This is a genomic window from Streptomyces albicerus (assembly GCF_008905045.1).
GTDB classification, from domain to species: Bacteria; Actinomycetota; Actinomycetes; order Streptomycetales; family Streptomycetaceae; genus Streptomyces; species Streptomyces albicerus.
This window is the reverse complement of the sequence record NZ_VWMY01000026.1, coordinates 125275-141764: the sequence shown is the minus strand read 5'-3', so window position 1 is coordinate 141764 and position 16490 is coordinate 125275. Positions and strand designations below refer to the sequence as shown.

Below are 16490 nucleotides of genomic sequence, written 5' to 3'. Positions count from 1 at the left end.
CGGGCCCCTGGCCGCTTCGATAGGGCCCATGACTTCTTCCCCCGCGCCCATGACCTCGTACGACGCTCCCCTTCCCGTCGTCCTCGCGGGCGCCCGCGGTCACGGCCGCTGGCACCTCGACAACATCCGGCGTCTCCAGGACAAGGGCCTGGTACGGCTGGCCGGGATCTGCGAGCTGACCCCGCTCACCGAGGAGGAGCTGGACGCCTTCTCCTTGTCCGGTGAACTCCCGGAGCAGTCCGCCGACTTCGGTGCCCTGCTGGACTCCACCGGCGCCGTGATCGCCGTGATCTGCACCCCGATCCCCACCCATACGGACCTGGCGCTGACGGCCGCCGCCAGGGGCGTACACCTGCTGCTCGAGAAGCCGCCCGCGCCCTCGTACGCCGAGTTCCGCCGCATGGCCGACGGGGTCGCGGCGGCCGGGGTCGTCTGCCAGGTCGGCTTCCAGTCGCTGGGCTCGCACGCCGTGCCCGCCATCCGGGAGCTGGTCGCACAGGGGGCGATCGGCCGGGTCGACGGCATCGGCGGGGCCGGGGCCTGGGCGCGCGCCGAGGAGTACTACCGCCGCGCCCCCTGGGCCGGCCGGCGCCGGCTGAACGGGGTCGACGTCGTCGACGGCGTGCTGACCAACCCCCTGGCACACGCCGTCGCCACCGCCCTCGCGCTCGACGGCTCCATCCGCGCCGAGGACGTCACCGACATCGAGACCGAGCTGCTGCGCGCCAACGACATCGAGTCCGACGACACCTCCTGCGTCCGCGTCACCACCGCGGCAGGCGGCCGGATCACCGTCGCCGCGACCCTGTGCGCCGAGCACCCCGACGAGCCGTACGTCCTCGTGCACGGCACCAGCGGCCGGATCACCTTCTGGTACAAGCAGGACCGCGTCCTCGTCCAGCGGTCGGGACACGGCCCGGAGGAGATCTCGTACGGCAGGACCGATCTGCTGGAGAACCTCGTCGAGCACCTCGAAGGCCGGGCCGACCTGCTGGTCACGCCGGACTCGACGGGCGCCTTCATGAAGGTCGTCGAGGCCATCCGGCAGGCACCCGACCCGGTCGCGCTGCCCGACGACGCCTGGTACCTCGCGCCCGACGAGAACCGCCGGGTCGTGCGCGGAGTCGACGGACTTGTCGCGGCCGCCGCCGACACCCTCGCCCTCTACTCCGAGCTGGGCGCCTCGTGGGCGCTCCCGAAAGAGGTGAGCACCTGATGAACAGCGAGTCGCTGGTCCTGCGCATCGCGGGCCGTCCGGTCGGCCGTTACATCACCCGGCCCGAACTGCCGCCGAAGCTGTCGCCGCGCCCGTACTTCCACCCGGTCACCACCCTGGCCGGCACGGCTGTCACCGAACTCAGCCCCGCCGACCACCTCCATCACCTCGGCGTCGGTGTCGCCGTTCCCGACGTCGAGGGGCACAACTTCTGGGGCGGTCGCACATATGTACGCGACCAAGGCCCGACCGAGCTGGACAACCACGGCGCCCAGCGGCACTCCTCGTTCCAGCTGAGTGACCCCGACGGTTTCGTGGAGGAGCTGCGCTGGGTCGCCGCGGGCAGCGAGCTGCTGCGCGAGCGGCGTACCGTCGCGGCCACCGAACTCACCGACACCGCCTGGGCGTTGGACTTCACCTTCTCGCTCACCAACACGACCGACGGGCTCCTCTCGATCGGCAGCCCGGCGACCAACGGCCGCCCCGGCGCGGCCTACGGCGGCTTCTTCTGGCGAGCCCGCAAGGAGGCCGAGACACCCGCTGTGTTCACCGCAGGCACCGAGGGCGAAGATGCCGTGCACGGCGCACGGGCCGACTGGCTCGCCCTCGCGGGCGCCACCTGGACGCTCGTGTTCGCCGGGGCCACCGAACAGACCCGCCGCGACCCGTGGTTCGTCCGCACCGCCGAGTACCCGGGCGTCGGCTCGTCCCTCGCCCACGAGGAACGGCTGCCGGTCCCGGCCGGCGAGACCGTCGTACGCCGAGTCATCACCGTCGTCGCCGACGGCCGCCTCGACCGGGGCGAAGCCGCCGCCCTCGTCCGCAAGGCGGTGAGCCCATGACCGCCCAGAGCGCACCCGACTTCACCTCCGACCTCGGCGACGGCACGTACCGCAACCCGGTCCTGAACGCCGACTGGTCCGACCCCGACCTCATCCGCGTCGGCGACGACTACTACATGACGGCCTCCAGCTTCGGCCGCGCCCCGGGCCTGCCGCTGCTGCACTCCCGCGACCTGGTCAACTGGACGCTGGTCGGACATGCACTCCAACTCCTGGAGCCCGGAGCCGAGTTCAGGAAGCCACGGCACGACTGCGGTGTCTGGGCACCGTCGTTGCGCCACCACGACGACCGCTTCTGGATCTTCTGGGGCGACCCCGACCACGGCGTCTTCCAGATCAACGCCCCCGAGATACGCGGCCCTTGGACCCGCCCCCACCTGATCAAGGCGGGCAAGGGACTCATCGACGCCTGCCCGCTGTGGGACGAGGAGACCGGCGAGGCGTATCTCGTGCACGCCTGGGCCAAGTCACGCTCCGGCGTCAAGAACCGGCTCACCGGCCACCGGATGCGGCCCGACGCGACCGGTCTGCTCGACGACGGCAAGCTGATCGTCGACGGCGACCGCATCCCCGGCTGGTTCACCCTCGAAGGACCGAAGCTGTACCGGCACGACGGCTGGTTCTGGATCTTCGCCCCGGCCGGCGGAGTCGAGACCGGCTGGCAGGGCGCCTTCCGCTCCCGTGACTTCTTCGGACCGTACGAGGAAAGGGTCGTCCTGGAGCAGGGTGACACCGACGTCAACGGCCCCCACCAGGGCGGCTGGGTACGCACCCCGTCCGGCGAGTACTGGTTCGCGCACTTCCAGGAGAAGGGCGCGTACGGGAGGGTCGTCCACCTCCAGCCGATGCGCTGGGGCACGGACGGCTGGCCCGTACTCGGCGACGAGGGCACCCCCGTCGCCGTACACAAGAAGCCCGACCTGCCGCGGCAGCCGCTGTCCGCGCCCGCCACCGACGACGACTTCCCCGGCGGACGGTTCGGGCGTCAGTGGCAGTGGACCGCCAACCCGCAGGACGGCTGGGCGACCCAGCACTCCGGCGACGGACTGCGCCTGACCTGCGTACGGACAGCCGACGCGCACGATCTGCGCAAGCTGCCGAACGTGCTCACGCAACGGCTGCCCGGGACTACTTGCACCGTCGAGGTCGAACTGCGGCTCGACGCCGAGGAACCGGGCGCGCGGGCCGGACTCGCCGTCCTCGGCGACGCGTTCAGCTGGATCGGGCTCGAACGGGGGGCCGACGGGACGGTCCACCTCGTGCACCGGTTCGCCGAGTCCGTGGCCGAGCGGGAGCGGGACGCCGCCCATCCGCGGATGGCCCCCGAGGGACGGGCGCTGCTGCGGATCGAGATCGGCGCCGGGGCGCGCTGCCGCTTCTCGTCCGACATCGGTGACGGACGGCAGCCCTCGGGGCCGGTCTTCGCCGCCACTCCCTGGCGCTGGGTCGGCGCCCTGCTCGGCCTCTTCGCGCTCGCGCCGACCGGCGGTGGACACGCCGGGGCGGCCACGTTCACGCAGTTCCGCATCACCGTGCCCGACGCCTGAAGTCACCACCCCTGTAAGCCTGTTGGGAGCCGCAATGACGCACCTCCGAAGCAAGCGCTTGCCGAGACCGGGTCCCGGCCTCGGCCGAGCCCTGGTCACGGTCACCGCACTGGTGGCCTCACTGGGGCTGGGGGCCATCACCCCGGCCGACGCCGCGACCGAGGCGGCAACCGGTGGCACGTCGGCGCCCCGCTGGACCGACAAGGCCCACGGATTCGCCTCCCTCGACGGCGGTACGACGGGAGGCGCCGGCGGCAAGGTCGTCACCGTCACCACCCAGGCCGACCTGGAGAAGTACGCCGCCGCCGAGGAGCCGTACGTCATCCGGGTCGCCGGGACGATCAAGGCCGAGCCGTTCGGCGCGAACGTCGTCGTGGCCTCGGACAAGACCATCATCGGCGTGGGCACCGCGGGGGAGCTCGTCCAGGGCGAGCTGCATCTCAACCCCGGCACCCACAACGTGATCATCCGCAATCTGACGATCCGCGACTCGTACGTCGAGGGCAACTGGGACTGCAAGGACACCGACTTCGACGGCATCCAGATGGACACCGTCCACCACGTCTGGGTCGACCACAACCGCTTCTCGCGGATCTGCGACGGGCAGCTCGACGTCCGCAAGGACAGCGAGTACGTCACCGTCTCCTACAACCGCTTCGAGAACAACAACAAGACCTTCGGCATCGGCTGGACACCGAACGTCAAGACGCAGATCACCATCGACCACAACTGGTTCAGCGGGACGAAGCAGCGCAACCCGTCCGCCGACAACTGCGCCTACGCACACCTCTACAACAACTACCTGACCGCGCAGACGGACCCCGGCGACCCGGTGTGGACGTACGGCAACTGGTCGCGCGGACAAACCAAGATGGTCATCGAGAACAGCTACTACAAGGACGTCCAGCACCCCTACCAGGCGGACGCCACCGCTGAGTTGGTGCAGCGCGGCTCGATCCTGAAGAACACCACAGGGCGGCACGAGGCGTGGGGCGCGGCCTTCGATCCGCGGGACTTCTACGCCTACCGGCCGGACCCGGCCGCCGCCGTCCCCGCGCTCGTGTCGAAGTTCTCCGGGCCGCAGAAGCAGCTCGGCACGAACACCGTCCTGAACGTGCCCGCCGACCACCCGACCGTGCAGGCCGCGGTCGACGCCGTGCCCGACGGCAACGACGGCACGATCACGATCCGGATCGCGCCCGGGACGTACCGCGAGCAGGTCCGCATTCCGGCGAGCAAGCCGAACCTGGTGCTGCAGGGGACTGGACAGGACCGCTCCGACACCGTCATCGTCTTCGACACGCCCGCGGCCAACGGCGGCTCCAACGGGAGCGCCACCGTGCGGATCGCCGCCAGTGATGTCACCGCGCGCAACCTCACCTTCAGCAACGACTTCGACGAGGCCGCGCACGAACTGAACGGCGAGCAGGCCCTCGCCATGAAGACGGTCGGCGACCGGATCGTCTTCGAGGACACGGCCTTCCTGGGCAACCAGGACACCCTGATGACCGACAGCCCCAAGCTGGACGTGATCAGCCGGGTCTACGTCCGCGACTCGTACATCGAGGGCGACGTCGACTTCATCTACGGACGCGCGACCACCGTCATCGAGCGCTCTGTGATCAAGGCTCTGAGCCGCGGTTCGGCGACCAACAACGGCTACATCACGGCCGCCTCGACCTGGAAGGACAACCCGTACGGGTTCCTCATCACCAAGTCGAAGGTCGTCAGCGACGCGCCCGCCGGGACCTTCCACCTCGGCCGGCCCTGGCACCCGGGCGGCGAGCCGAACGCCATCGCCCAAGTCCTCTTCCGCGACACCGAGTTGCCCGCCGCGATCAAGTCCTCGCCGTGGACCGACATGAGCGGCTTCTCGTGGAAGGACGCGCGCTTCACCGAGTACCGCACGTACGGCCCCGGCGCCGCGGTCACCGCCGACCGGCCGCAGCTGCCGGACACCGACGCGGCCACGCACACGGTCTCCGACTACCTCGCCGGGACCGACGACTGGGCACCCCACGCCCGCCACTGACCCCCACAGCTTCACAACTTCACAGCGACACAACCCTCGTTGGATCCAGAAGAAGAGAGCCGATCATGAAGAGCAGTATTCGCAGGAGCAGTAGAGGAGCGCGCCGCTCCGCCGCAGCGGTCGCCGTGAGTGCCGTGCTCGCGCTGACCGCCACCGCCTGTGGTGACGACGGCAGCGGGTCGGCGGGTGACAAGGGTGAAGAGGGCAGCGGCAAGGGCGAGATCGTCTTCTGGGACAACAACGGCGGTGTCCGCACCGACATCTGGAAGGAGATCATCGCCGACTTCGAGAAGGCGAACCCGGACATCGACGTCAAGTACGTCCCGATCGCCGCCACCGAGTACCAGTCCAAGGTCGACAACTCCATCCAGGCCGGCGGTCTGCCGGACGTCGGCGGCGCCGGCGCGGCGATGCTCGCCGGTTTCGCCGCCCAGAACGCGCTGGAGCCGCTGGACGACCGTCTCGGCAAGTCCTCCCTGAACGGCAAGCTCAACGAGGACATGGTCAAGTCGCTGAAGTCCGCGGGCGGCGACGACGACAAGCTGTACTCGATACCGACCTCCGCCAACAACGGTGTCCTCTACTACCGCACCGACCTGTTCAAGAAGGCGGGCCTGGACGAGCCGACCACCTGGGACAAGTTCTACGAGGCCGCGGAGAAGCTCACCGACAAGGACAAGAACGAGTTCGGCTACACCATCCGCGGTGGCGCCGGCTCCATCGCCCAGGCGCTGGACGCGATGTACGGGCAGTCCGGCATCACGTCGTTCTGGGACTCCAGCGGTGAGAAGACCACGGTCAACGACCCGAAGAACGTGGAGGCCCTGGAGAAGTACGTCGGCCTCTTCAAGAAGGTCACCCCGGCCGCCGACCTCAACAACGACTTCACCAAGATGGTCGCCCAGTGGGACTCCGGCACGATCGGGATGCTGAACCACAACCTCGGCTCCTACCAGGACCATGTGAAGGCGTTCGGGACGGACAAGTTCCGGGGTATTCCGCAGCCGATCGGCGCCGGTGGCAAGCGGGTCCAGGTGTCCAACCCCGTCGACGGGCTCGGGCTGTTCAAGAGTTCCAAGAACAAGGAAGCCGCCTGGAAGTTCATCGAGTTCGCCACGTCGAAGGCGGAGAACTCCAAGTTCAACGAGTCGGCGGGGCAGGTGCCGGCGAACACCGATGCCGCGAAGGACGCGTGGGTTTCCGAGGCCGAGCCGACCAAGCTCGCGGCTGAGGCGCTCAGTGACGGTTCCACGACCATCGTTCAGCTGCCGTACTACCTGCCGGACTGGAACACCGTCTCCAAGACCGACAACGAGCCCGCGTTCCAGAAGGTCATGAACGGGTCGATGAGTGCCAAGGACTTCCTGGACACGCTTGCCGACCAGCTCAACACCGCTCAGGCCGAGTGGAACGAGCAGAAGGGCTGACCCTTCTCGAGCGTTCCATGGGCAAGGGCGCGGGTGAACTGCGGGTCCGATGTGGCTGGTCGCGCAGTTCCCCGCGCCCCTGGCGGGGCGACCTCCGGCTCCGCCGTGCCTGAAAGGGCTGCCCCCACGCAGAACCCCCCACTGCGAAAGGCACCACCTCCTGCACCAATCGCGCAATTCCCTGGCCCGAAAGGCACACCGTCGTGTCACTCACCCGCAGACAGGTCACCACCGCGGCACTCGCCGCCGTTCCCCTCGCCGTCGCGGCGACGGGGCCCGCCACTGCCGCCGCCCCGCAGGGGCGTCCGCGTGGGCGCACGCTCTATATCGCCGGTGATTCCACCGCCGCCCAGAAGTATGCCGCTGCCGCGCCCGAGACCGGCTGGGGTATGACGCTTCCGTTCTTTCTCCATGAGCGGCTGAGCGTCGCCAACCATGCGGTGAACGGCCGGAGTTCGAAGAGCTTCATCGATGAGGGGCGTCTCGATGCCATCCTCGCGACGATCCGGCCCGGCGACTTCCTGCTGATCCAGTTCGGCCACAACGACTCGAAATCCGCCGACCCCACGCGGTACACCGAGCCCTGGACGACGTACCAGGACTACCTCCGCCAGTACATCGACGGAGCGCGGGCCCGTGGCGCCCGGCCGGTGCTCGCCACCTCCGTGGAGCGCAGGAAGTTCGACGCCGACGGGGTTGCCGTGCCCACGCACGGCGACTATCCGGCGTCGATGCGGGCCCTCGCCGAGAAGGAGGGCGTGGCGCTGCTCGATGTTCAGGCGCTGTCGATCGCGCTCTGGCAGAAGCTTGGCGTCGAGGAGACCAAGAAGTACTTCAACTGGACTGCCACCGAGCAGGACAACACGCACTTCAATCCGCCGGGGGCCATTGCTGTGGCTCGGCTGGTGGCTGGGGAGTTGTTGCGTCGTCGGGTGCTCTCTCATCGGGATGTGCGTCGTCTGGATGACGAGATCCCCGAGTCATGGATCACCTGGCTCTAGAGCTCGGTCTGTAAGGCCCGTTTGCGACTGCCGGTCCGTTGTGGCTTGTCGCGCAGTTCCCCGCGCCCCTTAAGGGCGCGCCTGTCCCCGTCTCTGTTTGGAAGGAACCCTTCACTCATGCGTACCCGTATATGGCATGCCCATGTCATGACATCTGTAATTGGATGTACCGCTCTCGTTCTCGCCGGCACCGGTACCGTCGCTCAGGCCCAGGGTCGCGACCTCGGCCGCGAAACCCTCGCCGCCGGTGACGGCTGGGGATCCGAGGGTGCCGGTACCACCGGTGGTGCCGCCGCCGATGCTGAGCACGTGTACACCGTCACCACCTGGGCGGAGTTCAAGGCCGCGCTGGAGGCCGGTGGCGACGCGCCCAAGATCATCAAGGTCAAGGGGATGATCGACGCCGTGTCCGAGGGGTGCGAGGCCTTCGTCGCCGGGGGGTACGACCTCCAGCAGTACCTGAAGGACTACGACCCGGCCGTCTGGGGCAACGACAGGCCCGCCAGCGGTCCGCAGGAGGATGCGCGGGTCGCGTCCGCCGCCAACCAGGACACGGCCATCAAGGCCAACGTTCCCAGCAACACCACCATCGTCGGCGTCGGCAAGAAGTCCGGCATCCTCGGCGGCAGCCTCCAGATCAAGGGCGTCTCGAACGTCATCATGCGCAACCTCACCATCGAGGCCCCGCTCGACTGCTTCCCGAAGTGGGACCCGACCGACGACAACAACACCGGCAACTGGAACTCCGAGTACGACGCCGTGGTCGTCTACGGCACCGATCACGTCTGGCTCGACCACAACACGTTCACCGACGGGCGCTACCCCGACAGCGAGCGGCCGGTCTACTTCGGCAAGGTCTTCCAGCAGCACGACGGGCTGACGGACATCGTGCGCGGCTCCAACTACGTGACCGTGTCCTGGAACCGCTACCAGGACCACGACAAGAACATGCTGATCGGGAACGGCGACGGCCTGGCCGCCATCGACGCCGGCAAGCTCAAGGTCACCATGCACCACAACCGCTTCGACGGGATCCTCCAGCGCTCTCCGCGGGTGCGGTTCGGGCAGGTCGACGTCTACAACAACCACTACGTGGTGACCGAGGACCAGAAGGACGACTACTACATCTTCGGTGTCGGTATCTCCTCGCAGCTCCACGCCAGCGACAACGCCCTCTCGCTGCCGGCCGGCGCCAGCGTCGGCAAGGCGCTGAAGAAGTGGAGCGAGGCGCCGCTCACCGCCGAGAACAACTACGTCAATGGGAAGTTGACCGATCTCATCGCCGTCCACAATGCCGAGATCCCTGGGGAGACCCTCCAGTCCGGCGCCGGCTGGACGCCCACCCTGCGGACGAAGGTCGACTCGCCGCGTGCCGTGCCGGGCATCGTCGGCGGCCGCGCGGGTGCCGGAAAGGTCTGCTGATGACTGGCCGTCAATCAGCGGTCGGCAGACGGTCGTTCGTGGTCGCGAGCGTCGGAGCCGCGCTGGCGCTGGGGGTGGCGCCGCATGCCCATGCCGCCCGTGGGCGGTCCCCCTTCGGGCGGTACGGCTCGCCGTCGGCCCGGCTGCGCGAGCAGACGCTGTACGTGGACGCGGGCGGCACCGGTGACTTCACCACCGTCCAGGCCGCCGTGACGGCCGCGAGCGGCAGCGGGTACACGCTGGTGATCGCGGCGGGCGTCTACCGGGAGACGGTCGCCGTCAATGCCGCCCGTACGGAGATGACCTGGCTCGGGGCCTCCGAGGACCCGCGCGACGTCGTGATCGTGTTCGACAACGCCAACGGCACCCCGAAGCCCGGCGGCGGCACGTACGGCACGACCGGCTCGGCGACCACCCTCGTGCAGGCCGACGGGTTCACAGCCCGGCACATCACCTTCGCCAACGACTGGCTGCGCGCCGACCACCCCGAGATCACCGGCACCCAGGCCGTCGCCATCAAGGTGCAGGGCGACCGGTCGGCGTTCCACCGCTGCCGGTTCCTGGGGCATCAGGACACGCTGTACGCCGACTCGATGGCGCTCGGCACCTTCGCCCGGCAGTACTTCGCGCACTGCTACGCCGAGGGTGACGTGGACTTCGTGTTCGGACGGGCCACCGCCGTGTACGAGCACTGCCACTTCCACACCCTGAAGCGGACGGACCTGACCGGGGCTCCGTACGGCTTCGTCTTCGCGCCGTCGACCGCGGGCGCCAACCCGCACGGGTACCTGGTGACGCGCGGCCGCGTGACCAGCGAGGCCCCGGACGCCTACTACAAGCTGGCCCGCCCCTGGGTGCCCAGCTCGGACACCACCGCCCGCCCCATGCTGACCGTGCGCGAGACCCGCCTCGGCGCCGGGATCGACGCGGTGGCGCCGTACACCAACATGTCGTCCGGCCACCCGTGGCAGAACCAGCGGTTCGCCGAGTACCGCAACACGGGGCCGGGCGCCGCGATCACCGTCCCGGAGAACCGGCCCCAACTCACGGCCGCCGACGCCGAGTCGCACACGCGCGAGGCGTACCTCGGCGACTGGACCCCGTGGAAGGGGTGCTGAGATGCGCCGGCGCACTCTGCTCACCGGGATCGCCGGTGGCCTGGTGGCCGTCGGTACGACCCCCGCCTTCGCGGACGCGCGCCGGCGTGTGCTGCGCGTTCGTCCCGGAGACTCCGTCCAGGAGGCGGTGGACGCCGTCACCGGGCCGGGCTGGACGATCGTCGTGCACCCGGGGACGTACCGCGAGGTCGTCAACATCCCCGCTGACAAAGGGGACTTGACACTTCGCGGCGTCGGCCGCGATCCGCGCGACGCCGTCATCGTCTACGACAACGCCAACGGCACGAAGAAACCCGACGGCACCACCTACGGCACCGCGGGCTCCGCCACCTTCACCTCGGCGGCGCCCGGACTGACCGTACGAGGGCTGACGATCGCCAACGACTGGCTGCGCGCGGACCACCCGGAGATCACGGGAACGCAGGCCGTGGCCGCGTACGTCACCGGGGACCGTTCGCTCTTCGAGTGCGTCCGTCTCCTCGCCCATCAGGACACCCTGTTCGCGGACACCACCGCCCTCGCCGCCTTCGACCGGCAGTACTACCGCGACTGCTACATCGAGGGTGACGTCGACTTCGTCTTCGGGCGGGCGCGGGCCGTCTTCGAACGGTGCCACTTCCATACGCTCGACCGGGAGGTGAGTTTCAAGCCCGAGGGCATGGTGTTCGCCCCGGCCACGGCTCGCGCGAATCCGTACGGCTTCCTGGCCGTGCGGTGCCGTGTCACCTCGGGGGCCGAGGACGGTGCGTACAAGATCGCCCGGCCGTGGGTGCCCTCGTACGAGACGACCGCCTGGCCGTCGCTCGTCGTGCGGGACACCTGGCTGGGGCCGGGCATCGACGCGCAGACGCCGTACATCAACATGCGCGAGGCGTATCCATGGCAGACGATGCGCTTCCGGGAGTACGCCAACTCCGGTCCGGGCGCGGTGATTTCGGTGCCCGACAACCGGCCGCAGCTGAATGAGAGCGAGGCGACGCTGCACACGCGGCGTACGTACCTCGAGGACTGGAGGCCCTATGGAGGAGGCTGAACTCCCGGTGGGGAGGCGGGAGTTCGTGGCCGGGGCCGGGGCGGCACTGTTCACCGGAGCGGCAGCGGGGGCAGGAATCGGAGCGGGGGCGGGGACGGCGCACGCCGCCGTGCCGGCCCCCTCCGCCACCGGGATCGTGGAGGGCAACCTCCCCGACTTCTACCCCGCACTCAAGGACGAGCTCGACTTCCCCCTCGCCTGGGGCAGGTCACCCATCCGCGACTTCCGGACCTGGCGCCGCGCCGCCCGGGCCACGGTCGAGGAGTATCTCGTCGTCCCCGCAGACGACAGCCCGTACGCCCCCGCGTTCGGCGACCGTGACGAAACCGACGGCTGCACAAGGGAGTTGGTGACTCTCGACCTCACCCGCCACAGCCGCGTCCGCGGCGCCCTGCTCACCCCGCACGGCCCCGGCCCCTTCCCCGCCGTCCTGCTGCTCCACGACCACGGCGCCAAGTTCGACATCGGAAAGGAGAAGCTGGTCAGGCCCTGGTTCGACGGCGAGGCGCGGCTCGCCTCCGCGCAGGCCTGGGCGGACCGGTACTTCAGCGGGCGGTTCGTCGGAGACGAACTGGCCCGGCGTGGATACGTCGTACTCGCCCTCGACGCCCTCGGCTGGGGCGATCGAGGGCCCATCACCTACGAGCAACAGCAGGCCCTGGCAAGCAACTTCTACAACCTCGGCTCCTCGCTCGCCGGGCTCATGGCCCGCGAGGACGTGCGTGCCGCCCGCTTCCTGGCCGGGCTCGACCGGGTGGACCGGCGGCGCGTCGCGGCCCTCGGGTTCTCCATGGGCGCCTACCGCGCCTGGCAGACCGCCGCGCTCAGCGACGACATCGCGGCCGCTGCGAGCGTCTGCTGGATGACCGGGCTCAAGGAAATGATGGTGCCCGGCAACAACACGCTGCGCGGGCAGTCGGCGTACCACATGCTCCACCCCGGGCTCGCCCGGCACCTCGACATCCCCGACGTGGCGAGCATCGCCGCGCCCAAGCCGTTGCTGTTCTTCAACGGCGGCTTGGACACGCTGTTTCCTCCGGAAGGGGTGCGGGTGGCTTACGGCAAGATGCGCGCGGTGTGGCGCGACTGCCGCGCCGAGTCGCGGTTGCGTTTGAAGACGTGGCCCGAGTTGGGCCACGTCTTCAACGAACGTATGCAGGACGAGGTTTACGGATGGTTGGACGCCGTGCTGTGAATGTGAAGCTGCGGATACTGCCCTTACCTGCGTACCGGCCTGATCGACTCCAGCGTCGGTACCACCGGCTTGATCGTCCCGTCCGGCGCGAACTCCATGCGGTCGATGGTCGTCTCCCGGTGCGTGCCGTCCCCGCCCGCCCGGCCGGGCCCGTTCAGGCCGAACCGGTGGTAGACCATGTACCAGTCGTCCGTGCCGGGGGTGTTCACCACCGAGTGGTGGCCGGTGCCCTTGATGCCGTACTCGGGGCGCTTGGACAGGATCGTGCCCCGCTTGGTCCACGGGCCGAGCGGGGAAGGACCGGTCGCGTACGCCACGTGGTAGTTCTCGCTGCGGGTGTCGTCCTCGGACCACATGAAGTAGTACGTGCCCTTGCGCTTGACCACGAAGGCGCCCTCCCGGAAGTTGTCCGGGGTGATGTCCTTCACCTTCGACGCGTCGAACGACACCATGTCGTCGTTCAGGGGGACGACATAGCCGTGCCCGTTGCCCCAGTACAGGTACGACGTGCCGTCGTCGTCCGTGAAGACCGCCGGGTCGATCATCTGGCCCTGCAGCGAACCGCCCTTCGCCACCAGGGGTTTGCCGAGGGCGTCCTTGAAGGGTCCGGCGGGGGAGTCGGCCACCGCCACGCCTATCTGCTGCTCCGCGCAGAAGTAGAAGTAGTATTTGCCGTCGCGCTCGGCGATCGCCGGGGCCCAGGCGTTCTTGTCCGCCCACGACACGTCGGGGCCCAGGTCGAGGATCTCGCCGTGGTCCTTCCAGTGGACGAGGTCCTTCGACGAGAAGGCCTTGAACTTGGTGCCGCTCCAGCCGGGGAAGCCGTCCGTCGTCGGATAGATCCAGTAGCGGCCGTCCAGGTACTGGATGTCGGGGTCGGCGTAGAGCCCCGGCAGGACCGGACTGCGCGTCGGCACCGCCTCGAACGTCCAGGTGCGGGTCGTGCCATCGGCGGCCGTCACCTTGTACTTCTGGGGCTTGCGGAAGTCGCGCCGCGTACCGGACCGCGGGCTCACCGAGGCGCCCTCACCGACCCACACCTTCGGCGCGAGCCGCGACAGATCGGCGTCCGGCCGCATCGGCAGCACGACCTTCGAGGAGGCCTCGGTGACGACCGCGTATCCCTTCTGGCCGCTCGCCGTCGCGTCCGTCACCGACGTGCCGCTCTCCGGATACGCGGCGAGCAGCCGGTCGTACTCCTCCTGCGTGACTGGCATGACCGTGCCGTGCCGCGGGCTCGCGGGCAGCTGGTAGTTCTTCGACATCGTCCACTTGCCCGAGTCGAGGTCGGTCGTCTCGAAGGGTACGTAGCCGCGGCCGCCGTACTCGTCGATGAAGAGGTACCACTTCTCCTCGGTGTTGGACTTGAAGACCGTCGGGCCCTCGCCGCGGTCGATCGAGCCGCTGCCGATGCAGTCCGACACGAAGTCGTACGAGGTGTCGGTGAGCGAGGTCGACTTCTCCCCGGTGATGAACTTCGAGCAAGGGGTGGACGAGGTGGGGTCGCGCTCGTCCTTCGTGTAGCGGTAGTAAGTGCCCTTGTGCTGCACGACCGTTGAGTCGATCACCGAGTAGCCGGGATCGTTCCAGACCTTCGGCTCGCTGAAGGTGCGGAAGTCCTTCGTGGTCGCGTACAGCATCTTGTTGTACGTCGAGCCCGTGTGGTCCGGGTCGTCGTCGGCGTACAGCTTGGACGCCCAGAAGACGACGAACTCACCGAGCGTGTCGTCCCAGTAGGCCTCGGGCGCCCAGGTGTTGCCCGCGCTGTCCGGGGAGACCTTCACTAGGCGCTGGTCGGTCCAGTGGACCAGGTCGGTGGACTCCCAGACCATGATGGACTTGCTGCCGTGGCGCTGGACCTGGTCCCAACTACCGCTGGAGTTCTGGTACATGCGCAGATCGGTCGCGATCATGTAGAACTTGTCGCCCTCGGGGGAGCGGATCACGAACGGGTCGCGCAGGCCCTTCTCACCGATGGTGGAGGTGAGGACCGGTTTGCCGGCGTTCAACTCCCGCCAGTGCAGCGGGTCGTTGCCGCGGCTGAGGGCGTAGCGGATCTGCTCGCCGTCCGCCGTGCCCTCGCCGGTGAAATAGGCGAAGAGGTAGCCGGCGTACTTCTGCTTGGTCACGTGGGGTGCTCCGGGTGGGGCTTCAGGCCCGGCGGCTGGGCTCGGTGGGGCGGTGAGCAGGCTCAGGAGGAGGGCGAACAGCGGGATCAGGAGCGTGCGGGCGACAGTGCGGGGGCGCATGACACATCCTGTGGGGGTCTGGTGGATTCTGTTGGGATGGACCGCCCTCGGAGTGTCACCAGTGGCGGACGGGGCGTCAATCGGTGAACGCGGGACCAGGCCGAGCGAAAGTTTCGATTCGTTTCGCGGGAGTCCGGCAACCTTTTCCGGACAGGCGGCGACCTGGGATCAGAGGCGGGGCCGGGAAAAGAAAGCGGCCCCGGCCCCGTCTCTCGTCCCCACCGCCTAGGAAAGGAACGCTCCGTGCGTCACAGCACCGGACGCCACCGCAGGACCCGCACCCTCTCCATCGCCGCGGCGGTGGTCGTCGCCTCAGGGGCGGGCGGCGTCTACCTCGGCCTCGCGCCCGACGGAGCGAGCGCGGCCGCCACGACGGTGACCGTGTCCACCGCGGCGCAACTGGAGTCCGCGGTCAAGGGCGCCGCGGCCGGCACGGTCATCCAGGTGCGCGGCGGCACGTACTACCCGGCGAAGACGCTCAAGTCGACGGCCAACGGCACGGGTTCGGCCCGGATCACGCTCCGGGCGTACGGCAGCGAGAAGGTGAAGATCGACGGGTCGAAGCTCGCCGACGGGTCCTGGCTGGCCGGGATCTACGGCGACTACTGGACCGTCCAGAACATCATCTGGCAGAACTCCCCGGCGCAGGGATTCGTCGCCACCTCGTCCGTCGGCGGCGTCTTCAAGAACCTGGTCACCGCGAACAACGGCGATTCCGGGTTCACCCTGCGCGGTGACGGCACGACGAACAACCTCGTGCAGAACCTGGACAGTTACGGCAACTACGACGCCGCGGGCCACGGCCAGAACGCCGACGGCATCGCCGTGAAGTTCGGCTCCGGCACCGGCAACCGGATCGCCGGCGCTCGCCTCTACAACAACTCCGACGACGGCCTCGACCTGTGGCAGTTCTCCAGCCCGGTCGTCGTCGAGCGCTCCTGGGCGTACGGGAACGGCAAGAACCGCTGGAACGACGGTGCCTTCGAGGGCAACGGCAACGGGTTCAAACTCGGCGGCGGGGGTGCGTCGGTCGCCCACTCGGTCAACAACAACGCGGCGTGGGACAACATGCTGCACGGCTTCACCGAGAACTCCAACACCGGTGCGATGCGGTTGAACCGGAACACCGCGTATGTCAATGCCTCGTCCGGGTTCTACTTCGCCACGGGTAAGGCGCGGCTCGCGCGGAATCTCTCCGTGAGTAACAGGGGTGGGCTGTCCAAGCTGGGCTCTTCCACGGTGTCCGCGGCCAACAACTGGGACAGCGGGGTGAAGACCCCGGCCTTCAAGTCCAAGGACGCCACCAGTGCCGGTGCCTCGCGGCAGGGGGGCGGGGCGTTGCCGGTTACCTCGTTTTTGACTACGGGGTCCGGCGCGATTGGTTCGGGGATGGGCTGATTGTTTGGCG

Annotated in this window: 12 protein-coding genes; 11 read left to right on the top strand and 1 reads right to left on the bottom strand. The window is 68.9% G+C overall.

Going from position 1 to position 16490, the window contains the following annotated elements:
- Window positions 1–28 precede the first annotated feature (28 nt).
- The 10 genes from GAS53_RS24440 (at window position 29) to GAS53_RS24395 (ending at window position 12833) form a co-directional block, all read left to right on the top strand.
- Window positions 29–1216 (top strand): Gfo/Idh/MocA family protein, encoded by a 1188-nt coding sequence (locus GAS53_RS24440; RefSeq protein WP_151479845.1) that lies wholly within the window; start codon window positions 29–31, stop codon window positions 1214–1216.
- Window positions 1216–2058 (top strand): DUF6807 domain-containing protein, encoded by an 843-nt coding sequence (locus GAS53_RS24435; RefSeq protein WP_404829279.1) that lies wholly within the window; start codon window positions 1216–1218, stop codon window positions 2056–2058. The genes GAS53_RS24440 and GAS53_RS24435 overlap by 1 nt, the downstream gene beginning before the upstream one ends.
- Window positions 2055–3605 carry a glycoside hydrolase family 43 protein gene (locus GAS53_RS24430; RefSeq protein WP_151479844.1) on the top strand — a complete coding sequence of 517 codons (1551 nt, stop codon included), beginning with the start codon at window positions 2055–2057 and terminating at the stop codon, window positions 3603–3605. Before GAS53_RS24435 ends, GAS53_RS24430 begins: the two co-directional genes overlap by 4 nt.
- 34 nt (window positions 3606–3639) lie before the next feature.
- Window positions 3640–5637, top strand: a complete 1998-nt coding sequence (locus GAS53_RS24425) for a pectinesterase family protein (protein ID WP_151479843.1) — start codon at window positions 3640–3642, stop codon at window positions 5635–5637.
- 65 nt (window positions 5638–5702) lie between these two features.
- A complete protein-coding gene (locus GAS53_RS24420; RefSeq protein WP_151479842.1) occupies window positions 5703–7064 on the top strand; it encodes an ABC transporter substrate-binding protein in 1362 nt (453 codons plus the stop codon).
- A gap of 203 nt (window positions 7065–7267) precedes the next feature.
- Window positions 7268–8065 carry a rhamnogalacturonan acetylesterase gene (locus tag GAS53_RS24415; protein ID WP_151479841.1) on the top strand — a complete coding sequence of 266 codons (798 nt, stop codon included), beginning with the start codon at window positions 7268–7270 and terminating at the stop codon, window positions 8063–8065.
- Between the two features lie 117 nt (window positions 8066–8182).
- On the top strand, window positions 8183–9487 hold the full coding sequence (locus tag GAS53_RS24410) for a pectate lyase family protein (protein WP_151479840.1): 1305 nt from the start codon (window positions 8183–8185) through the stop codon (window positions 9485–9487).
- Window positions 9487–10605, top strand: a complete 1119-nt coding sequence (locus tag GAS53_RS24405) for a pectinesterase family protein (protein WP_151479839.1) — start codon at window positions 9487–9489, stop codon at window positions 10603–10605. Before GAS53_RS24410 ends, GAS53_RS24405 begins: the two co-directional genes overlap by 1 nt.
- 1 nt (window position 10606) lies before the next feature.
- Window positions 10607–11638 carry a pectinesterase family protein gene (locus tag GAS53_RS24400; RefSeq protein WP_151479838.1) on the top strand — a complete coding sequence of 344 codons (1032 nt, stop codon included), beginning with the start codon at window positions 10607–10609 and terminating at the stop codon, window positions 11636–11638.
- Window positions 11625–12833, top strand: a complete 1209-nt coding sequence (locus tag GAS53_RS24395; RefSeq protein WP_151479837.1) for a dienelactone hydrolase family protein — start codon at window positions 11625–11627, stop codon at window positions 12831–12833. Before GAS53_RS24400 ends, GAS53_RS24395 begins: the two co-directional genes overlap by 14 nt.
- 23 nt (window positions 12834–12856) lie before the next feature.
- On the opposite strand, the gene GAS53_RS24390 is transcribed toward GAS53_RS24395, so the two are convergent.
- Window positions 12857–15082: a family 43 glycosylhydrolase gene (locus tag GAS53_RS24390; protein ID WP_151479836.1), complete on the bottom strand. Its 2226-nt coding sequence runs from the start codon at window positions 15080–15082 to the stop codon at window positions 12857–12859.
- A gap of 243 nt (window positions 15083–15325) precedes the next feature.
- Here GAS53_RS24390 and GAS53_RS24385 point away from each other — a divergent pair, with 243 nt between their 5' ends.
- Window positions 15326–16480 carry a right-handed parallel beta-helix repeat-containing protein gene (locus GAS53_RS24385; RefSeq protein WP_151479835.1) on the top strand — a complete coding sequence of 385 codons (1155 nt, stop codon included), beginning with the start codon at window positions 15326–15328 and terminating at the stop codon, window positions 16478–16480.
- The last annotated feature ends 10 nt before the right edge of the window (window positions 16481–16490 follow it).